Consider the following 19,112-nt stretch of genomic DNA (forward strand, 5'->3'; position numbering starts at 1 on the left):
CGCCACCCCCGACCGACCATGAACACGAACCGGCACCGTTCTGAAACCGCACGTCGGCGCGTCCGCGCGGGCGGGCGAGGGCGCGCGGATGCGCGGCCGCGCGGGGGCCGGCGCATCCAGAAGGGCGGGCACCGGGTTGCACGACTCCGCCGTCTGCCGCACGTCGGCGAGGTACCGCCGGTCGGCCGCCAGCCGCGCCAGCGCGTCCGAACCCACCGATCCGTGCCCGGGAATCACGACCCGCGCGGCCCGCGCGTACGGCTCCAGCACGTCGAGCGCCCTCTCGTACGCCGGAACGTCGTCCGGATCGAACGGCAACGGCAGCTCGACATCGCTCAGCATGTCGCCGGCGACGAGCACCCGCGGCCCCGGCAGCCAGACCGCCGTATGTCCCGGCGGGGAACTCCGCCCCGACGCCCGCCGCGGCACGTCTCCGAACGACGGATGCCACAGAAGATGGTCGTGATGCGCGTGGGTCGCGAACCCCTCAGCGACCGTCAGTCCCCGCTTCCGCAGCGCCGCGGCGAGCGCGTCGAGTTCGTCCGGCATCCATCCCGGATCGATCAGCAGCGCCCGACCGGATTCAACGACCACCGTCGTATTCGTCTGCATCACGCGGCTCGTGGCGACGAGCACACCCGGTGCCACCTCGCGGAGCGGAACCATCACGGAGCCGCGTCGATCACGCAGAACCGGTTACCCTCGGGGTCCTGCAGGATCACGTAGTCCGCGTCGGCGAGCCTGCCGTCCCATTCCACCTCGGTCGACCGCCGCGCGTCGAGGGACAGGTTCGGCCCGGTGCCGTCGGCCGAGTGCAGCAGCGCGAAGTCGCCGCCGACCAGAACCGGATCTGGGCGTGCAGATCATCGACGCGGATGACGATCGACCCGACCACGAGCATGCCGTCAGCGTACGCCGGGGGTCACTCCGTCACCTCCGCGCGATCCACCAGGAACGTCTCCGTCCGCCCGTCGGGCGCCGTCACCGTCACCTCGGCCACGCCCTCGCCGCCGGGGAAGACGCGCAGCGTCAGCCCGTCGAGGTAGTCGTAGTCGGGCCGATCGTCGCGCGCACCCCACGGCAGAACAGCCCCGGGCCGCACGTACAGCGGCAGCGAGTCGAAGCCGTGCTGCTCGCGCCGCCACCCGCCGCCGGTCACGCGCTCCCCGGTCAGCAGGTGCGTCCACTCCCCCGCGGGCAGGTAGACGCTGACGTCACCGGATGCCGAGAACACGGGCGCCACGAGCAGGTCCGGGCCGAGCATGTACTGCCGGTCGAGATGCAGGGTCGTGGGGTCGTCGGGGAACTCCAGCGCCATCGGCCGCATCATCGGGACGCCGCTCACGGCCGCCTCGCGCGCCGCCGCGTACAGGTACGGCATCAGCCGGAGCTTCAGCCGGGAGAACAGCCGCGTGACCTCGACGGCCTCGTCGTCGAACGCCCACGGCACCCGATACGAGTCCGATCCGTGGAAACGGCTGTGCGACGACAGCATCCCGTACGCGACCCAGCGCTTGAACACCGCCGGGTCGGGCGTGCCCTCGAAGCCGCCGATGTCGTGGCTCCAGAACGCGAACCCGCTCCAGGCCAGCGACAGCCCGCCGCGCAGGGTCTCGGCCATCGACGCGAACGTCGAAGAATTGTCGCCGCCCCAGTGCACCGGCATCGTCTGCCCGCCCGCGGTCGCCGACCGGGCGAAGAGCACGGCCTCGCCCTCGCCGCGCTCGTCGACGAGCACCTCGTGCACGGCGGCGTTGTAGAGCTGCGCGTAGAGGTTGTGCATGCGCTCGGGGTCGGTGCCGTCGTGCCACACGACGTCGGTGGGGATCCGCTCGCCGAAGTCGGTCTTGAAGCAGTCCACGCCCTGAGCGATCAGCCGGCGCAGGGACGACTGGTACCACCGCACGGCATCCGGGTTGGTGAAGTCGACGAGCGCCATGCCCGGCACCCACAGGTCCCACTGCCACGTCGAGCCATCCGGCCGACGCACGAAGTAGCCGTTCTCGGCCCCCTCGGCGAACAGCGGTGAGCGCTGCGCGATGTACGGGTTGATCCACACCGACACGCGCAGACCGCGATCGTGGAGGCGGCGGAGCATGGCATCCGGGTCCGGGAACACGCGCTCGTCCCACGTGAAGTCGCACCAGTTGAACTCGCGCATCCAGAAGCAGTCGAAGTGGAACACCGAGAGGGGCAGGTCGCGCTCGGCCATGCCGTCGATGAACGAGTTCACGGTCGCTTCGTCGTAGTCGGTGGTGAACGATGTCGTGAGCCACGTGCCGAACGACCACGCGGGCACGACGGGCGGGCGACCGGTAAGCGCGGTGTACCGCTCGAGAACGTCCTTCGGGGTGGGACCGGCGATGACGAAGTACTCCAACACCCCGCCCGAGACCGAGAACTGCACGCGTTCGACGTTCTCAGAACCGACTTCGAACGACACGTGTCCTGAGTCGTTGACGAGCACGCCGTAGCCGCCCGACGAGACGTAGAACGGCACGCTCTTGTACGCCTGTTCGCTCGAGGTGCCGCCGTCGGCGTTCCAGATGTCGACCGTCTGGCCGTTCTTCACGACGGGTCCGAAGCGTTCGCCGAGGCCGTAGATCGTCTCTCCGACGCCCAGGTCGAGCTGCTCGTGCAGGTAGTGGCGTGCGGCCGGCACTCCGGTGTCGGCGCCGGCGTTGCCGATCACGCCGGTCTCGACGTCGGCTCCATCGGCGAGGCTCACCCGACCGAGTGATCGGATGCCACTGCCGGTGAGCCGCGTCCCGTCGAGCTCGAACGACAGGTCCCACGGGGCGCCGGGCGCAACGCGGGCGACGAGACCACCGGTCGCGAGGGCGCCCCCCTTGTCGGTGACCTCGACGGAACCGCCGCCGGCCGCGGCGCCGGGGAGTGCGAACCCCGTCGCACGGGTATCTCCGGCGTGGTGGACGACGCGGACCCGCACGACCCCCTCGAGCGGAGACGACAGGGTGACGGTCAGGACCGTGCGGTTGAGCACGTCGCCGCGTTTGGCGATGACCTTCGTCGGTGCGTGCACGACCAACCCCGGACCATCGGGGGTGTCGGTCGGGCCGATGTCGTACGCCTCGGCGGCGTAGTCGACGGTGACGCCCGGACGCATCAGCCAGAACCCATCGGTGAACTTCATTACTTGACTGCTCCTGCCGTGATGCCGCGTGTGAGCGTGCGCTGAAAGATGAGGAAGAAGATGAGCGTCGGGATGATGCCCAACAGGGCCGACGCGCTGATCGTGGTGACGTCCATGAGTCGGTCGCCCTGGAGCACGCTGATCGCGACCGGGACGGTCTGGTTGTCGTTGGATGCCAGGAACGTCAGGGGGATCAGGAACTCGTTCCACGTCCAGATGAAGAAGAAGATGACGAGCACCGACAGCGTCGGGCGGCTGATCGGGAAGATCACGCGCCACAGGATCTGCCAGCGGCTCGCGCCGTCGATCGCGGCGGCCTCGAGGATCTCGCGGGGGAACGTGCCGTACACCGACGACAGCAGGTAGGTGCCGAACGCCGCCTGCACCACGGTGAAGACGATGATGATCGACCACACGTTGTCGTACAGGCCCACGGATTTGAACATGTAGTACAGCGGGTACAGCAGCGCCTCCTGCGGCAGCAGGTTCGCGAGCAGGAACAGCAGCACGATCCCGGTGCGTCCGCGGACGCGCCCGATGCCGATCGCGAAGGCGTTCAGCACTGAGATCAGCACCGCGAGCACCGCGACGACGCCCGAGATGAGGATCGAGTTGCCGACCTTGCGCGGGAAGTCGACGCGGTTCCAGAAGTCGACGATGCCGCCGAAGTCGAGCTGCTGCGGAAGGGCGAGCGGGCCCGAGGTCGCGTAGTCGACGGGCGACTTGAACGAGTTGACGAGCACGAGGTAGAAGGGCGCGAGCACGAGCAGCGCGCCGACGACGACGAGCGCGAGCAGCAGCCAGTCGACGGGGCGGCGACGGGTCATGCCGCCGCGTCCTCCGCGGCGCCGGGGACGTCCCGTGGTGATGACGGCGGTGGTGGTCATAGTCCCGCCCTTTCCTTGCGTTCGAGCGAGGTCTGCACCCGGATGAACACGATCGAGACGATGACGACGACGATCGTGAGCACGGTGGCGATCGTCGCGCCGTAGCCGACGTTCCGCTTGGTGAAGAACTCGAGATAGGCGTAGTACGCCGGGACGATCGTCGATCCCGCCGGACCTCCCTGCGTGATGACGTACACGGGCCCGAACACCTTGAGCGCGGCGATCGTGCAGGTGAGGGTGACGACGAAGATCTCGGGGCGGATGATGCTCATCGTGATCGCGGTGAACCGCTGGAACCAGTTGGCGCCGTCGAGTTCGGCGGCCTCGTAGAGCTCGGGGTCCACGCGCTGCAGCGCCGCCATGAACACCACGACCGGGTACCCGATCTGCACCCAGACCAGCACGACCATGAGCACGATGAGCGCCGAGGGCATCTGCCCCAGCCAGTCATACGAGGGGAGGCCGAGCCCGCCCAGGATCTGGTTGAGCGCGCCGGTGTCGCCGGGGCGGACGATCCACCCGATGACGATGCCGGCCACCGCGACCGGCAGGATCTGCGGCAGGTAGTAGGTGGCGCGGAGGAAGCTGCCGACCTTGCCGCCGAACTTGCGGCCGACGACGTCGAAGAGCAGGGCCGCGACCGCGAGGCCGACGACGGTGGGGACGACGACCATCGCGAGGACCATCCACACCGAGTTGGTGAACGAGGTCCAGAAGTCGTCGTCGGTGAGCAGCTTGGCCCAGTTCTCGAGCCCGATGAACTCGGGGTCGCCGACGCCGCGCCACTTGGTGAAGGTGAGGAACACGTTCCACACGAGCGGCACGATCACGATCACCAGCAGCAGCACGAAGCCGGGCAGCAGGTACAGCCAGTAGCCGGCAGTGCCGCCGCGGCGCTGGGGGATGGCCGGCTGCTCGGGCGGGAGTGCCACCCGAGCAGCCGGACGCGTGAGGAGGGCCATCAGCGGAAGTCCGCCGTGCCTTCGTCGTACTTCTTGCCGAGGTTCGCGTTCGTGGTCGCGGCATCCTGCGATCCGGTGACGAGACCCTGGAGCTCCTGCACGAGCACGTCGTAGAAGCCGGGAGCGGGCCAGTCGGGGTAGAACGACAGGCCGTCGTCGGCGAGCACGCCGTTGAACGTGTCGATGAGCTCCTTGCTCTTGGCATCCGTGATGTCGGCGGTGTTCGCCGCGACGGGAACGCCGCCGTTGTTGCCGATGATCGCCTGGATCTCGGGGCTCATCGTGATGTCGATGAACTGGTAGGCGAGGTCCTTGTTCTTCGAACGCTCCGGGACGACCCACAGGTTGCCCGACGAGCCGAGCGAGAGCTTCGACCCGGGGAAGGCCGCGAGCGTCCAGTCGAACGTCGTGGCTTCGCTGGCCATGCGGCCGTACCACCACGAGCCCGACACGAAGATCGGCGAGGTGCCGTTGATGAAGGAGACGCCGGCGTCCTCGGCCTTCACCGACGAGACGTCCTTGGCGATGTAGCCCTTGTCGACGTACTCCTTGAGGGTGTCGGAGGCGTAGGTCACCTCGGACCCCTTCCAGTCGACCGGGTTCTTGTAGAGCTGGTAATCGTCGACCCACGATCGGTCGGCCTTGCTCAGCGCGAGCTGGTACCACAGCTGCCCGAGCGGGTACTCGGCACCCGCCTCGGCGAGGGGCGTGATGCCCTTCGCGACGAAGGCGTCGAGCACCTTCACGAACTCGTCGTAGGTCTTGGGCACTTCCAGGCCCGCCGCGGCGAAGGCGTCGAGGTTGTAGTAGACGCCGACGAACTCGCCGTAGTTGGGCACGCCGTACCAGGTGTCGCCGCCCATGACGCCGTCGGAGGAGTACTTCGCCGTCGTCTGCAGCGACGGGGCGAGCTTTGCATCCCAGCCGTACTGGGTGACGGCGTCGCTGATGTCGGCGATGAGCCCGGTGCTCGCGAGGAAGCCCGCGGTCGCGTTGCCCTTGTTGAACTCCATGAGGTCGGGCGCGGCGTCGGTGTCGAGCACCTGGCTCGCCGTCTTCTGGATCTGCTCGAAGGACTTCTCCTCGATCTTCACCGTCGCACCGGTCTTCTCCTCGAAGATCGGGACGGCGGCGTTCCAGGCCTTCGCCATGGCGCTGTCGGCGCCTTCGTAGTGCCACAGGGTGAGGGTCTTGCCCTCGCCGTCCGTGGATCCGCTGTCGCCTCCCCCACCGCTGCAGGCGGCGAGGGTCAGGGCGGCGACGGCGATGGAGCCGACGACCGAGAGGGCTCGGGTCGCGCGTCGTTGGGCGTTCGTGCGTGCCATCGTTGGCACTCCTTTCACTGTGTTCCGCTGGTTCAGGGGTGTCCGCTAGCGGAGGCGGATGTGTCGAAGCGCTTCGATTATGGGCGAACGGCACAGGCTGTCGAGTTGGGCGGGTCAGGCGGAGCCGGGCGCGGCGACGGAGCCGCGCTCGAGATAGGTCGGCGGGATGAGATGGAGGCCGGATGCCACGGGGCGCCCGGCGACGAGCTCGATCGCCAAATCGACCGCGAGCTCGCACGAGTTCTGCGGGACGAGCGGGATCGAGTCGACCGGGGTGGCGAGGGCGTCCGTGTCGAAGCTGCTGCCGACCGAGACGATCGACACATCGTTCGGCACGCTCTTGCCGAGCGCGGCGAGCTCGACGAGCATCACCTGCAGCACTTCTTCGGGCGCGTGCAGGACGATCCCGGTGACCCCGGCCCCGACGAACGCGCGCACCGAGCGGCGCACGAGATCGCGGTCGGTGACGACCTCACCGGATGCCACTGCGGTGGCGTTCATCCCGCGTTCGGTCGCCCGCTCCAGGACGGCGCTGCGGACACGGGGCGGGAAGTTCGACTTCTCGTACGCGCGGCGAGACCCGCCGATGAGCCCGATCTCGCGGTGCCCGGCGTCGGCGAGCCGGTCGACGGCCTGGACGGCGGCGCTCTCGAAATCGAGGTCGACGCACACGAGTTCGTCGTGCTCGTTCGGGATGCCGACGAACACCGTCGGCGTCGCGCTCGCGCGGGCGATCGCGACGCGCGGGTCGGCGGGGGCGACGTCGAGCACGAGGATGGCATCCACGAGTCCGCTCGCGGCGACGCGCTTCATCCCGGCCGAGGCGTCCTCGTCGGTGAGAAGGAGCATGTCGTACTCCTTGCGCCGCGCCGCGACGGTCATCGCGTGCATGAACGCCATGTGGCTGGGCGCGTGACTGTCGGCGCGGAGCGGCTCGGACAGCGCGAAGATGTTGGTCTGACTGCCGGCGAGCATCCGTGCTCCGGCGTTGGGGCTGTACCCCAACTGCTGCACGGCATCCTGGATGCGCCGGCGCGTATCGGCCGAGACCGGACGCTTGCCGCTCAGCGCGTACGAGACGGTGCTGATCGACACGCCCGCAGCGCGGGCGACCTCGTCGATCCCTGCCATAGCGACTCCTTCGTAGCTGTCGAAGCGCTTCCCAGAAGCGCTTCGACAGCAAAGTTAGACCACGTTCGCCGTCGAGCGCAAGAGGTAAGTTGGCGCGGGCAACAAAAGGGCACCTCCCACCGAGGGCCGGGCACGCGGGGGACGAATGACTCAGCGCTCGTCCGACTCCCGACGCCGCTGGATGGCCTCCGCGATCGGGTCCATCGGGAGAGCCGGCCCGAACTGGGCGTTCGGCTTCGTGTCGCGGTGCGGATGCCGCGGTCGCCCCCGTCCGAGGGAGATGTCGCTGTACGCGTCCGACGCGTAGAGGTCTTCACCGCGACGGGACGGCGCGCGACGACGGGTCGAGAGGAGCGAGACCGCGGCCAGGGCGACCACAGCTCCGACCGGCAGCGCCCACAGCGGAGTGTCCCACTCCAAGGCGAGCGACGCCCAGTAGAGGGCGAAACCGCCCACGAGGATCACGGCGATCGCGATCCGCCGCCAGAGCTGCAGGGCCATACTCGACGGTATCCCGCCACGGGCGATCCCGCGACCCCGACGAACGGCCGGTCAGGGCTGACGACGCTCCGCCGCCCACTCATCGCCCTCGCGCGTGAACACGATCCGGTCGTGCAGCCGCGACGGGCGGCCCTGCCAGAACTCGATCTCGCGCGGCTCGATGCGGTAGCCACCCCAATGCGGTGGCCGCGGCACGGGTGCGTCGTCGGCGAAGCGCGCTTCGACGGCATCCATGGCGTCCTCGAGGGCGGCTCGGGATGCCACGGGCTGCGACTGCGCGCTCGCCCAGGCCGACAGCTGCGACCCGCGCGGACGCGACGCGAAGTACGCGTCGTCGCGCTCGGCAGGCAAAGGCGTCGCCGCGCCCAGGACGATGACCTGCCGCTGCAGCGCGTACCAGGGGAACAGCGCCGACACCGACGGGTTCTCCGCGAGCGCGCGCCCCTTCCGCGACTCCCGGTTCGTGAAGAACCACAGCGCGCCGTCGTCGTCGATGCCGCGCAGCAGCACGGTGCGCGAGGTCGGTGAGCCGGTGGCATCCACCGTCGACACCACCATCGCGTTGGGTTCGGGCAGGTCGGCGGCATCGGCGAGCCACTGCTGTAACAGCGCGATTGGAGACGCGGCGATCGCGCCGTCGTCGAGTTCGGCAAGTGTGTAGTCGAGCCGGTGGGCGAGGGGGTTCTCGGTCATCGCGGGGCCTCCGGATCGGTCGCGGGAGGCACCATCGTACGGCCGGGCGGGGACGGGCGCGCGCCGTCCCGTTCACTCACCCCCCAAGGCCGCGACGTAGTCCGCCGGAGCGGGACGGGACCCCGCCGGTCCGAGCCCGTGGGCGACGAGATGCCGCACCTTCGAACGGCGCGTCATGGCAGGGAGCGCGTCGGCATCCGTCGGTCCCGGCTGGGGTCGCACCATCTGCGCGGCGAGGATCCGCAGCAGCCACGTCGCGAGAAGGTATCTGTCGTTCTGGATGGAGGCCCCGGTGCCGTGCGGATCACTCCAGTTGGGCTGCGTGCGGAACTCGAGCGTGGGATCGTCGTGACGACGTACGCCGTCGCAGTCGAGGAAGTACGTCGAGGGGTCGCCCGAGGTCGCGAAGAGGATGTTGCGGGAGTTGGCGTCCGTGTAGACGAGTCCGTGCCGGTCGAGGACGTCCCAGGCGGTGGCGAGGTCCCGCGCGAACCGAAGGCGCTGCTCGGCGGTGAAGGTCCCGGCCACGCTCGTGGCCCGCGCCACATGCTGCCCCTCGAGGAGGTGCCACCCGCCCTGGAACGGGAACGAAAACCTCGGTTCCGCCCGCGGAATCAGCACACCCACGGTGTCGCCCTGTCCGTCGATGATCCGATGCGCGGGCCAACTGAAGGAGCGGGCGGCCAACTCCCGGTCCACGGGTGAAAGGTCGTACTCCTTCAGGTCGATGAGTCGCTGGATCGCTGCGGCCTCGGCCCCGCTGCGCGGGCGGGTGTAGATCTTGGCCAGGAAGGAGACCTCAGTGCACGGGACGACCGATCCCTCGAATCCCGAGGCCGCAGAAGCGGGGTCCGCCGGGAGCAGACCCAGATCATCGACCCGGACCGCCGCCGCCTTGCGCAGCCCGATCATTTCTCACCGCCCACGAGATCGGATTCGCCGGTACGGGCGGGACGGAACATGGCCACGGCGGTGCGGTCGTCCCGCGCCCCGACTCGCTCGAAGTCGACGTCGCAGAGGAACTGGGCGATCGAGGGCGGGCGCGTCCACGAGTGGCCGAGACCGTGACCCACGGGATTCTCGGCGCGGAGGTGCGCGTCAATGCCGTCGGTGGCGACCAGGAGCACGTCTCCGGGAACCAGCATCGCCGTGCCTCGAGCGGTGGGCTCGACGTGCAGCGGGAGCGCGGGGACATCGTTGGCGAGGACGGCCGCGGTCTCCGCCGTGACGCGTCGCCACGCCGGATGTCCTTCGACGACCTCGCCCGGCGTGAACACGCTGGCGCGCGAGTCCCCCCACTCGGCGACCGCGACGCGCCAGGGGGCGTCGGCGTCGCCGATCCGCACCATGGCCACGGTCAGTGTGGTGGCGAGGGCGGCGGGATTGAGGCCGAGGTCGCGTGCCGTGGCGCCGATTCGCGCCGCCACGACGCGACCCAGCGTTCGTGGGTCGCCGAGACCGGACGAGAGCAACTCGACGGCCGCGCGGGTCGCCGTCCAGGCGCCGATCTGGCTGTGCGAGGCGGACCCCACGCCGTCAGCGACGGCCACGAAGAGGCGGTCGTCCGACGTGGCCCAGGCGTACGAGTCTTGACGCACGTGCCCCGGATCGGCGCGATGGGAGAGCCCGCGAACGCTCGCGGCACGGAGTTCCACATCGGTCCCGACGATCGTGCCGTAGTCGGCCTGGATGGACGCGGGCGTGGCCGCGGCCGAGCGTTCGGGCAGGACGACCTCGGTCGAGATCGAGTGCGGACGCCCGAACAGGCGCTGCATGGGCCCGAAGGGCCGCGCCGCGCGCGACCCCCCGGCTTCCTGAGTCTGCTTGCTACGCACCGGAGACCACATCCAGCTGTGTCATGCCGGGCACGGTGGTCGGGATGGGGGCCGGGACCGCCGCCCCCGCCGCGGCGGCCGACGCCGAGTTCAGCACGGTGCGGACCAGCGCGGGAAAGAGAGCCGCGAACGCCTGTGCGGGGTCGGTGCCCTGATCGGCGAGCCACACCATGCCACGATCCCGTCGAGCGATGCGACGAAGGACGGCCTCGTCGGCGCCGGCGACACCGAACACGCAGATGTTCGGAGCGTACGGAAGGCTGCAGAGGGTGTCCAGCTCGCTCTCCCACCCCGTGTCGGTGGGCCCGCCGTCCGTGATCATGTACACCGTCGGGCGGTAGACGAGCGTGGAGCGGTGGGCGGCCACGAGAGTCTCGAGGCCGCGACGGGCCAGAGCGAACGCCTCGCCATATCCGGTGCTACCGCTGGCCGAGAGCACGGGGGGCGTGGCGGCGGCGTCCACGTGGGTGTAGGGCATGACCACGGACGCGGTCGAGGCGAACTGGATGATCTCGACGACGGCGGTGTCGGCCGCCTCCGGGTGGATCTGTAGCGTCGAGATGAGGGAGGTCAGGCCCGCGTTGAGTGCGGCGATCGGCGAGATGGGCCCGGGGCCGGAGGCCATCGAACTACTCGTGTCGCCCAGCAAGCACACCGGCACGAGTGCGCTGACGGGCACGTCGACCGGCGGGGCGTAATCGGTGTGGGTGGACATTTCGGACTCCTTCGACGAGGGGCATCGCCCGGCTGAAACGGCGCCACTGCGGCGCCGCTCCCCGAGGAACCGCGGTCCTTCGGGGTGATCTCAGCGTCTCGCTCGAGAGGGTCCGGTTCTTCCGGCGCCGTCGGAAAGTCAGTCCGAGAACGAAAGGGCGACGACGTCGCCGCGCGCAGCGTCGGTGACTACTAGACGGTCACCGCTCCAGGCGACACCGGATGCCAGCATTCCGGGGTCGAGTCGAACGACCCGCCGTTCCCCGTCCGTGAACAGCAGCACGGGACCCCACCCGGCGGCGGAGACGGTGCTCACCGCGACGACGCCCTCGTCGGAGATGGCGATGTCGGATGCCTCCAGACCGAGAGGTGCGAGATCTCCGAGGCAGGTGCCGTCGTACGCGGGGTCTTCGTCGCAGCCGAGCGTGTAGGCGACGTCGCCCGGCACCGTTCCCAGGAGCCCCGCGCTCGGGTCGACGATGCGGACGCGCGACACCCGCTTCTCTGCAAATATCGCTGTTTCGGCGTAGGCCGTGACTAGGGCATCCCCGATCACCACGGCGTCCACAGCCGTCGGACGCAGGGGGAAGGCGACCTCGCCGTGAGCGTCCCGGGCCTCGGTGGGAACAACTCCGCAGTCGGGAGCGGAGGCTTCCCCGGACACGACTCGATCCGGATCGCCGGCGATACGCCCGAACGCGTCCGCGGACGGCGCGAACCATCCGGTCGTCTCCGTGGCAGCGCCCAGCTGAGTGGGGTCGAACGAGAAGATCCCGTCGCACAGCGCCAGCACGACCGTGTTCGTGTCGCCTTCCGAGCTGCGAGGAGAGGCGAGATCCCGGATGCCGGGTACGTCGATCTCGAAGTCGCCGAGGTCGACGCTGTCCCAGTCGATGACGATCTTGGTGCGGTCGATGTCCGGCGGGAGGTCGGGCGAGTAGGCACCGAAGGCGCCGACGGTTCCGTCTGACGTCGTGATCACGCGCGGGGTGAGCGCACGGTAGGACGACGTCGCGCCCGACCACGGGTACCGCGAGGACCCGTCGTCGGACAGGACCGCCCAGTGCCCGGGAGCGAACCATGCAGCACCGCCCTCGACCCGCTCGGGCGACACCGCGAGCATCGTCGCCGCCTCCGCGCCTTTGCGCTCGGTGAGGACACCGCCCTCCGGCATCCAATCCGAAGACTTCGCGTCCAGGGACCACAGCGCGGAACTGCAGCCGGCGCCCGCGGGTGCCGCGAGCAGGATCGACCCGTCAGGTCTCACCGCCAAGGGATTCTGAGCCCATCTCGTGAGATCGAGGACGGACACACCCGCGCGCGGCGGGACGCAGGTGTCCGTCAGCTGGCCTTGGGTCGAAGAGATGTCCGACCCGCCCCTCGCCTGCTGCCCCCGGTTACTTTCGGCGTCCACGTCGGCGCCGATGAAGCCCGCCGTTCCGTCGGGCTTCCGACACACGTCGTCGTCAGCGGTCGGCGTGTACCACGAACGGTCCGCGACCCGGGGAAGGGGGATGATCGACGAATCCAGGGCGAACCCCTGCAGACAGCCCGCGAACTCCACGAGCAGACGCCCGCCGTGCTCGACCGCGGGACCGACATACTCCGTCACCGTGTCGGTGAGACGCACACTCGGACGATCATCCAACGGCCGGTACGCCAAGTACCCGGTCGACTCGTCCTGAGTGCGTTCGATCACCGCGCCGCTCGACCCGTCGGCGACGATGCTCCAGGAGTTTCGCCGACAATCCGCACCCGACGCGGGATCCTTCCATGTCGGCGGAGCCACTCGCGCGTCGCCGAGCGGATCTGTGACCTTCACGACCTGCACCACCGTGGGCCTCCACGGGGAGGCGTCCGGGCAGGACGCCATCGCCTTCCACTTCTCGACTTCCTCGGGATGTCCCCGCTCGAAGGCCTCCTCGTCGACGTCCGTGAGGAGTATTCCGCCGTCGACGACGACGAGCGCAGCGTCCCGATCGAACGCGTCGGCGCGGACAGCGGCATCAACGGTCCGGGCCACGGGGACCTCGGGGGTGAGGTCGATGACCGACACGCCCTCCGCGCCGACGACGGCGAGGTGCCCGGGGTCGAGGAACCCCAGATCGTTGAGGGACGTGAGCCGGTCCCCTGCGGGCACCCCGCCGGGGGGAGTCAGCCCGGGGAGCGTCGCGGCGAGGGCATCGAAGGGCGACCCGGCCACTTCCGCGGTCGGCGTGGCGCCGGCTCGTTTGTGGGGGATGCGGACCTCGGGAATCCAGGGTGCGCTGGGCCGCTTGATCCACACGACGTCCGCTTCGTCGGCGTACCGTTCCAGCACCGCGATGGAGCCGTCCTCGGCCACCGCGAGGCCGTCGGGATTGAAGAACGCGGGCTCGTCGCCGGGCATGCCGGTGTACAGCGTCTCCGCCGAGGCGGCGAGGGTGGGCGGAACGGCGGCACCGCCCAGCGATGACCCGACGACGGCGACCGTCATCGCGATCCCCAGGGTGGCAGCGGTCGGCACCCACCACCTCGACCGTCGACTCCGTTGCAGACGCGCGGCGTAGTGCTCGCGTTCGACCACGGCCACGACGAGCGCGTTCACCCCGACCGCCGCCGCCGCCGCGCCGAGAGCGACGACCTCCGGCCACGGGCCGGTGGACACGCCGGCGGGCGTCGGCGGACTCCAGAGGGATGCCGCTGCCCAAGTCCCGACCACGATCGAGGCGGTCGCGAAGCCGACGGCGGCCGACACGGGCGACCACCGCTCCAGGAGGGGCGCGCGGTGACCACGCGGCACGCCCCGACCGAGGATGCCTGCACCGGCACAGGCGACGAGCCCGAGGATCGCGAACGCCGCCCCGACCGCGAGCGAGGCAGCCCGCTCGGATGCGGCAGACGGGATCGCGCCCCCGGGTGGCAGCGTCGCCGCGGAACTCGCGGCGAAGCCGACGACAAGGCCCACCGCGGCGGCCGTGAACAGTGCCCCGAGCCGCGCCGGCGCCATCAGGCGCCGAAGCGACGCGAGGGCGCGACGGTCCCGGGGCGCCCGTGCGGCGACCCCGAAACGACGACGTGGGAGCGGACCCGACGGCATCCATCCCCTGCCGTGAGCGTCCGCGACGGCGACGTCCGTGAACGCCATCAGTCGATCCAACGCGCGGGCAGGGTGGGGCCGGTGTTCACCGTCGAGCTGCACCCGCTCGAGATCGGTCCCGGCGTCGACGACATCCTGAGCGAGCGGTCCGTTGATGATTTCGATCCGCGTTTGCGGAGCGTCTCCCCGCCCGGAGTGGAGGATCGCCACCGCGAGTCGGTGCACGGCCGCATGCACCGAATCGTCGTGCGCGCCGTCCAGCGCGCATGCTCCCGCGTCATTGCACGCATCGGTGTCGAGGACGAGCTCGTGCCGCTGTCGCGAGAGACGCGGATCGTCGCGTCGCAGAGCGGCCGTTCCTCTTCCCAGAGTGAACGGGGTATGACCCCCATGCAGCAGTTCCCACAGGGCGATTCCGGCCGCCTCGATGTCAGCGTCGGCATCGACGATGCGTCCGGATGAGCCCCAGTCTCCGACGACGACCTGCAGCACTCCGTCGCGGTCGACCATGAGGAGGTTCTCCAACCGGATGTCTCCGTGACGCGACGGAACACCCGGCTCGGATGCGGCAGCGAGCGCTCTCATCACGCGGACCAGCGACGCACCGGCCATGGTCGCGACCTCGCCGACGACGCTCTCCACCTTCGATCGCACCACGGGGTGATCCAGCTGACTCAGTCCGGTGGGACCTGCCGAGAGCAGCGCGTCGAGCGAGAACATCCCGCGCTCGAGCACCAGCACGTCCATTCGCCGCTGTCTCCGGTAGCCCAGCATCATCACCACCGGCAGGTCATGAAGATTGCGGTAGGCGGCGATCTCGGTGCGGAGGCGGGGACGCGCGCCGTCCTCGCCGTCGGCGATCTTCACAGCCGCGGCCACCGGCCCGCTCCACTGCGCCTCGAACGCACCCTCGACGACTCGAGACGACAGACCGCTCCCCGCCCGCTCCGCGTCGATGCGGTTCTCCGGGGAGTCGTCGAAATGCACCCATCCCCCGGTCCGCAGGCGCACGGAATGGAAACCTTTCGGGGCGGTGTGGAACCTCCGTGCCATCAACGGATCCTTTCGGTCGGGATCGAAATAACGGCGAGCGTTGCGTTGTCCACGGCGCCGCCGACGGCGTCGATCTCGGCCAACACCATCTCCGCCGGATCACGCTCGGCGCGGCTCGCTGTGGCGATGACCTGAGCCGCCCGCCACGGCGCGAGAACCTCGTCGACTCCGTCGCTGGTCACCAGGACGGCGTCGCCGGGGCTGAGCCGCCAACACTGCACCGTGAGGCTCCCCCGGTCGCCGGTCGGGGACACCCATCGCGTCAACGCGGGGGACGTGCTGCGTGGACCGAGGCCGTCCGCGTACGCCGATGCCGCGCGGTGCGTCGTCGTCGACTCGATCGGCTGTCCGTCGCGGACGAGCGCCACCCGGCTGTCGCCGAGGCTCAGGGCCCAGCAGAATCCGCGGAACACCACGGCCGCGGCCAGGGTGGATTGCGAACGCGCATCCACACGGCCCGCGGTGGCGGCAGCGCGGAGGTCCTGCGTGACCGCCTCCGCCGTGGAGTGAAGGAACGGCGCGGGGTCACGGCGGTGGGCGGGGAAGACCGCGAGATGGTCGCGGGCGGACCGCGCAGCGACCTGGGCGCACGCGCCCGCGTCCGGCGAGGAGCTGACTCCGTCGGCGACGACGACCACGGCGAACCGAGGTGTGGCGTGGATGGCGGCGGCATCCTGTTGCTCGAAACGAGAGCCGCGCACGGACACCGGACCGCTCGTGCGCACGCGCATCATCGACGCTCGGGCGCGTCGTCGAGCATGTGCGCGAGGTCGTCACGCGTGAGGACGCCGGCGTCGCTGAGGGCGATGGCAAGGTCGATGAGACCCTCGATGCGGTTGCTCTCGCGGAACTCCCCGAAATCCCCGGGCGCCGCGAACCGATTGAGGTGGAGTTCGGCCAGGGCGTCCATCCATTTCTTTCGATCCGGGCGGCGCCGGACCCTCACCTGTTTCCCGACGATCCAGACGAACACCTTCCGGTACGCGTACCTCGTGGCATCCTTCAACGTCTCCTCGGACATGGCGAACCGGGATGCCGCCGTCGCCGATGTCCGACGAACAAGGTCGTCGCGGGAGCTGCGGCGGCCACCTTCGTACGCGTCGAGAGCCGCGGCGAGCGCTTCGCCCGCCTGCCCGGAGGCCTCCGGCACGATGTACTCGCGCAGGTAGTCGAGCGCCTCCGAGCACGTGGTGGGCGTCGGAATGCCGCGCACCCCGAACCGCCCGGTCACGCGTAACCATCGGCCCTGGGTCTTGTGCCGCAACCGCAGGACGAAGCCGTCCCGCTTGTGCCGCTCGACGACGTGGAGTGCAGCGCCTTCCGCTGGCCGGTCGGCCGTGAGCTGCTTGTCATCCACCCATGCATCGAACTGTCCCCGGTGATGGCGACCGAGGTCGACGAAGATGTGGATGAGGCGGCCCCGCGGGCTGATGACGAGGAGGGTGCGCGGGATGTTCTCCGCCACGGCGGCGAATTCATCCAGGAAGGGGGAGTACGTCAGGCTGAGGTTCCGATTGACGAGCGATCCGAGTTCGAAGCTCTCGCCTTCTTCCACGACGAATTCCTCGGCGTCGAGAATCGGAAATTCGATGCCGTCCTTCATCATCTCGACCACGAGCGTCATCGGCGGTGCTTCCGCGTGCATCCGGTCCCCCTCGGCTCCCCCGGCGAGCATCTCGGCATCAGTGTAGGACTGCGCGCGGGAGCCGTTCGACGAAGACCGGCGCGGTGATGAGACGGCGCTGATGGTGGCATCCATGTCGCCCATTTTTGGACGACGACGGCGCGGGACTTTCCGGTCGCGCCGGAAAATGCGCGGCATCGATTCTCGGACAGTGGACCCAGCACTCGCCCCGAGTGCGAGAAGGGGGAAGAACCCATGGCAAAGGTACCCGAGGTCAAAATCATCGAGGTCGCGAAGGCTCTGGCCTTCGCCGCGGGGATGGCGGTGAACGTCGCGCAGGCGAACATCCAGCAGGCCGCGGCGACTTTGGCGCAACAGTACGGAGTGGCGTCGAGCCGCGAGATCGAGGCGGAGATCGCCCGCCACCTGCGGAACCGGGGGTGACGGCGAGATCGCTCACGGGGGACGCGGGGACGCCATCGGGGGTCCCCGCGTCTACTGCGTGCGGGAATAGCCGCCAGGCACCCTCGGTTGGGGAGAGCCGGCCCCGTTCCCCCTCGAAAGGACCCCCGCGTGAGCCTGTTCAGCCCCACCACCGTCGGCGATGTCGACGTCCGCAACCGCGTGTCGCTCGCCCCGATGACCCGCCTGCGCGCAAGCGCCGACGGCGTCCCCGGGCACCTCGTCGCGACTTACTACGCGCAGCGCGCGGGCATCGGTCTGCTGGTGACCGAGGGCGTGTTCCCGAGCGCCGAGTCGCGGGCGTACCCCGGTCAGCCGGGCATCGTCACCGACGAGCAGGCAGCCGGCTGGGCGAAGGTGGCGGATGCCGTGCACGCCGAGGGCGGAGCCGTCTTCATGCAGCTCATGAACGGCGGACGCGTCTCGCACCCGCTCCTCACCGGAACCGACCGCATCGTCGCCCCCTCGGCGATCGCGATCGAGGGCTCGACCCGCCTCGCCGACGGCACGAAGGTCGACTTCCCCGTGCCGCACGCCCTCGCGACGGAAGAGCTCGCCATCGTGCGCGACGAGTTCGTCGCCGCGGCCCGTCGAGCGGTGGATGCCGGCATCGACGGCGTCGAGCTCCACTCGGCCAACGGCTACCTGCTGCACGAGTTCCTCTCCCCCGCGTCGAACCAGCGCACCGACGCCTACGGCGGCTCTCCCGAGGCTCGTGCCCGGTTCGTCATCGAGGTCGCGCGGGCCGTGGCCGCCGAGATCGGCGCCGGTCGCGTCGGCATCCGGATCTCGCCCGCCCACAACATCCAGGACGTGTGGGAGAAGGATGACGCCGAGACCCGCGCCACCTACGAGGCGCTGATCGCCGGGCTCGCGCCCCTGGGACTCGCGTACCTCAGCGTGCTGCACGCCGACCCCGCGGGCGAGCTGATCCAGGACCTCCGCCGCGCGTTCGGCGGCACGTTCATCGTGAACTCCGGCTTCTCGGTCGTCACGACGCGCGACGAGGCCGTCCAGGCCATCGACGACGACATCGCCGACCTCGTCGCCGTCGGCCGCCCCGCGATCGCCAACCCCGACCTCGTCGCCCGCTGGGAGCAGGGCGCCAACGAGAACGAGGTGCACCAGCCCTCGGTCTACGGCGGAGACGAGCGCGGGTACACGGACTACCCGTTCCTCGAGGGCTGAGCGACGAGATTCGGGCCGACGTTCACCATCGACCCCATGCGGACGATGCGGCGACGGATGCGCAGGCCCGAGTCGGTCCGGACCGTCTCGTCGTCGTACCAGGCGTTCGCGATCGTGCCCGCGAGGTTGTCGCCCTCGAGCACGAGCGCGTCGCCGTAGGTGCGAGCGGTCAGGGGGTCGACCCCGGTGATGACGGTGTTGGTCATGCGGTGGAGGGTCCGGCCGGCCGGGTCGTGCGTTTCCTGCATGAAGGCGCTGAAAGCGTCGCCGCTTTCCCAGCGCGCGAAGCCGAAATCGACTTCAGCGTCGTCGGTGAAGACGGTGCGGAAGAGGTCCCAATCCCGCGTGTCGATTCCGGTCGCGTACCGGTAGACGAGGTCGAGGACCTCGAATCGCAGGTCGGCACTGATGGTGACGCTCATGGTGTCCTTTCGATTGTCGTTCACGGGTATTTCGGGAACGGTGCAGGCGCCATCGGCACAGACGATGGCGACCCCGCCGCTC

The 19,112-nt window shown here is 69.8% G+C and carries 16 protein-coding genes; 1 reads left to right on the forward strand and 15 read right to left on the reverse strand.

What is annotated here, in order from left to right; genetic code table 11:
• The 14 genes from FE256_RS04905 to FE256_RS04975 all read right to left on the reverse strand — a co-directional run.
• Positions 1-666 (reverse strand): MBL fold metallo-hydrolase (locus FE256_RS04905; protein ID WP_138173445.1); only part of this gene is annotated, 666 nt, incomplete at its 3' end.
• Between the two features lie 256 nt (positions 667-922).
• Positions 923-3,154 carry an alpha-xylosidase gene (yicI, locus tag FE256_RS04915; RefSeq protein WP_138173359.1) on the reverse strand — a complete coding sequence of 744 codons (2,232 nt, stop codon included), beginning with the start codon at positions 3,152-3,154 and terminating at the stop codon, positions 923-925.
• Positions 3,154-4,041 carry a carbohydrate ABC transporter permease gene (locus FE256_RS04920; RefSeq protein ID WP_138173361.1) on the reverse strand — a complete coding sequence of 296 codons (888 nt, stop codon included), beginning with the start codon at positions 4,039-4,041 and terminating at the stop codon, positions 3,154-3,156. The genes yicI and FE256_RS04920 overlap by 1 nt, the downstream gene beginning before the upstream one ends.
• The gene (locus tag FE256_RS04925) at positions 4,038-5,003 is read right to left on the reverse strand and encodes a carbohydrate ABC transporter permease (RefSeq protein WP_138173363.1); all 966 of its coding nucleotides are present in this window, start codon (positions 5,001-5,003) and stop codon (positions 4,038-4,040) included. Before FE256_RS04925 ends, FE256_RS04920 begins: the two co-directional genes overlap by 4 nt.
• Complete coding sequence (locus FE256_RS04930; RefSeq protein ID WP_138173365.1) at positions 5,003-6,328, reverse strand: ABC transporter substrate-binding protein; 1,326 nt, start codon at positions 6,326-6,328, stop codon at positions 5,003-5,005. The genes FE256_RS04925 and FE256_RS04930 overlap by 1 nt, the downstream gene beginning before the upstream one ends.
• Before the next feature lie 114 nt (positions 6,329-6,442).
• Entirely contained in the window at positions 6,443-7,459 is a 1,017-nt protein-coding gene (locus FE256_RS04935; protein ID WP_138173367.1) for a LacI family DNA-binding transcriptional regulator, read from the reverse strand.
• Positions 7,460-7,609: 150 nt separating this feature from the next.
• Positions 7,610-7,960 carry a hypothetical protein gene (locus tag FE256_RS04940; RefSeq protein ID WP_138173369.1) on the reverse strand — a complete coding sequence of 117 codons (351 nt, stop codon included), beginning with the start codon at positions 7,958-7,960 and terminating at the stop codon, positions 7,610-7,612.
• A 51-nt stretch (positions 7,961-8,011) separates the two neighbouring features.
• Positions 8,012-8,653: a pyridoxamine 5'-phosphate oxidase gene (pdxH, locus tag FE256_RS04945; protein WP_138173371.1), complete on the reverse strand. Its 642-nt coding sequence runs from the start codon at positions 8,651-8,653 to the stop codon at positions 8,012-8,014.
• A 72-nt stretch (positions 8,654-8,725) separates the two neighbouring features.
• Complete coding sequence (locus FE256_RS04950; protein ID WP_138173373.1) at positions 8,726-9,565, reverse strand: hypothetical protein; 840 nt, start codon at positions 9,563-9,565, stop codon at positions 8,726-8,728.
• A complete protein-coding gene (locus FE256_RS04955) occupies positions 9,562-10,428 on the reverse strand; it encodes a protein phosphatase 2C domain-containing protein (RefSeq protein ID WP_171024203.1) in 867 nt (288 codons plus the stop codon). The genes FE256_RS04950 and FE256_RS04955 overlap by 4 nt, the downstream gene beginning before the upstream one ends.
• A gap of 52 nt (positions 10,429-10,480) precedes the next feature.
• Positions 10,481-11,203, reverse strand: coding sequence for a vWA domain-containing protein (locus FE256_RS04960; protein WP_138173377.1), 723 nt, complete (start codon positions 11,201-11,203; stop codon positions 10,481-10,483).
• 138 nt (positions 11,204-11,341) lie between these two features.
• Complete coding sequence (locus tag FE256_RS18095) at positions 11,342-15,334, reverse strand: hypothetical protein (RefSeq protein WP_171024204.1); 3,993 nt, start codon at positions 15,332-15,334, stop codon at positions 11,342-11,344.
• Positions 15,334-16,059, reverse strand: coding sequence for a PP2C family protein-serine/threonine phosphatase (locus tag FE256_RS04970; RefSeq protein WP_171024205.1), 726 nt, complete (start codon positions 16,057-16,059; stop codon positions 15,334-15,336). The genes FE256_RS18095 and FE256_RS04970 overlap by 1 nt, the downstream gene beginning before the upstream one ends.
• A gap of 5 nt (positions 16,060-16,064) precedes the next feature.
• Positions 16,065-17,384, reverse strand: coding sequence for a hypothetical protein (locus tag FE256_RS04975; RefSeq protein WP_171024206.1), 1,320 nt, complete (start codon positions 17,382-17,384; stop codon positions 16,065-16,067).
• A 147-nt stretch (positions 17,385-17,531) separates the two neighbouring features.
• Between FE256_RS04975 and FE256_RS04985 the strand changes: the two genes are divergently transcribed.
• Positions 17,532-18,608 (forward strand): alkene reductase, encoded by a 1,077-nt coding sequence (locus FE256_RS04985; protein ID WP_138173385.1) that lies wholly within the window; start codon positions 17,532-17,534, stop codon positions 18,606-18,608.
• On the opposite strand, the gene FE256_RS04990 is transcribed toward FE256_RS04985, so the two are convergent.
• The gene (locus FE256_RS04990) at positions 18,587-19,030 is read right to left on the reverse strand and encodes a nuclear transport factor 2 family protein (protein ID WP_138173387.1); all 444 of its coding nucleotides are present in this window, start codon (positions 19,028-19,030) and stop codon (positions 18,587-18,589) included. The two genes, FE256_RS04985 and FE256_RS04990, sit on opposite strands and share 22 nt — an antisense overlap.
• Positions 19,031-19,112 lie beyond the last annotated feature (82 nt).

The sequence above is a fragment of the Microbacterium sp. 5K110 genome (assembly GCF_005774735.1).
In the GTDB taxonomy this organism is placed as follows: domain Bacteria; phylum Actinomycetota; class Actinomycetes; order Actinomycetales; family Microbacteriaceae; genus Microbacterium.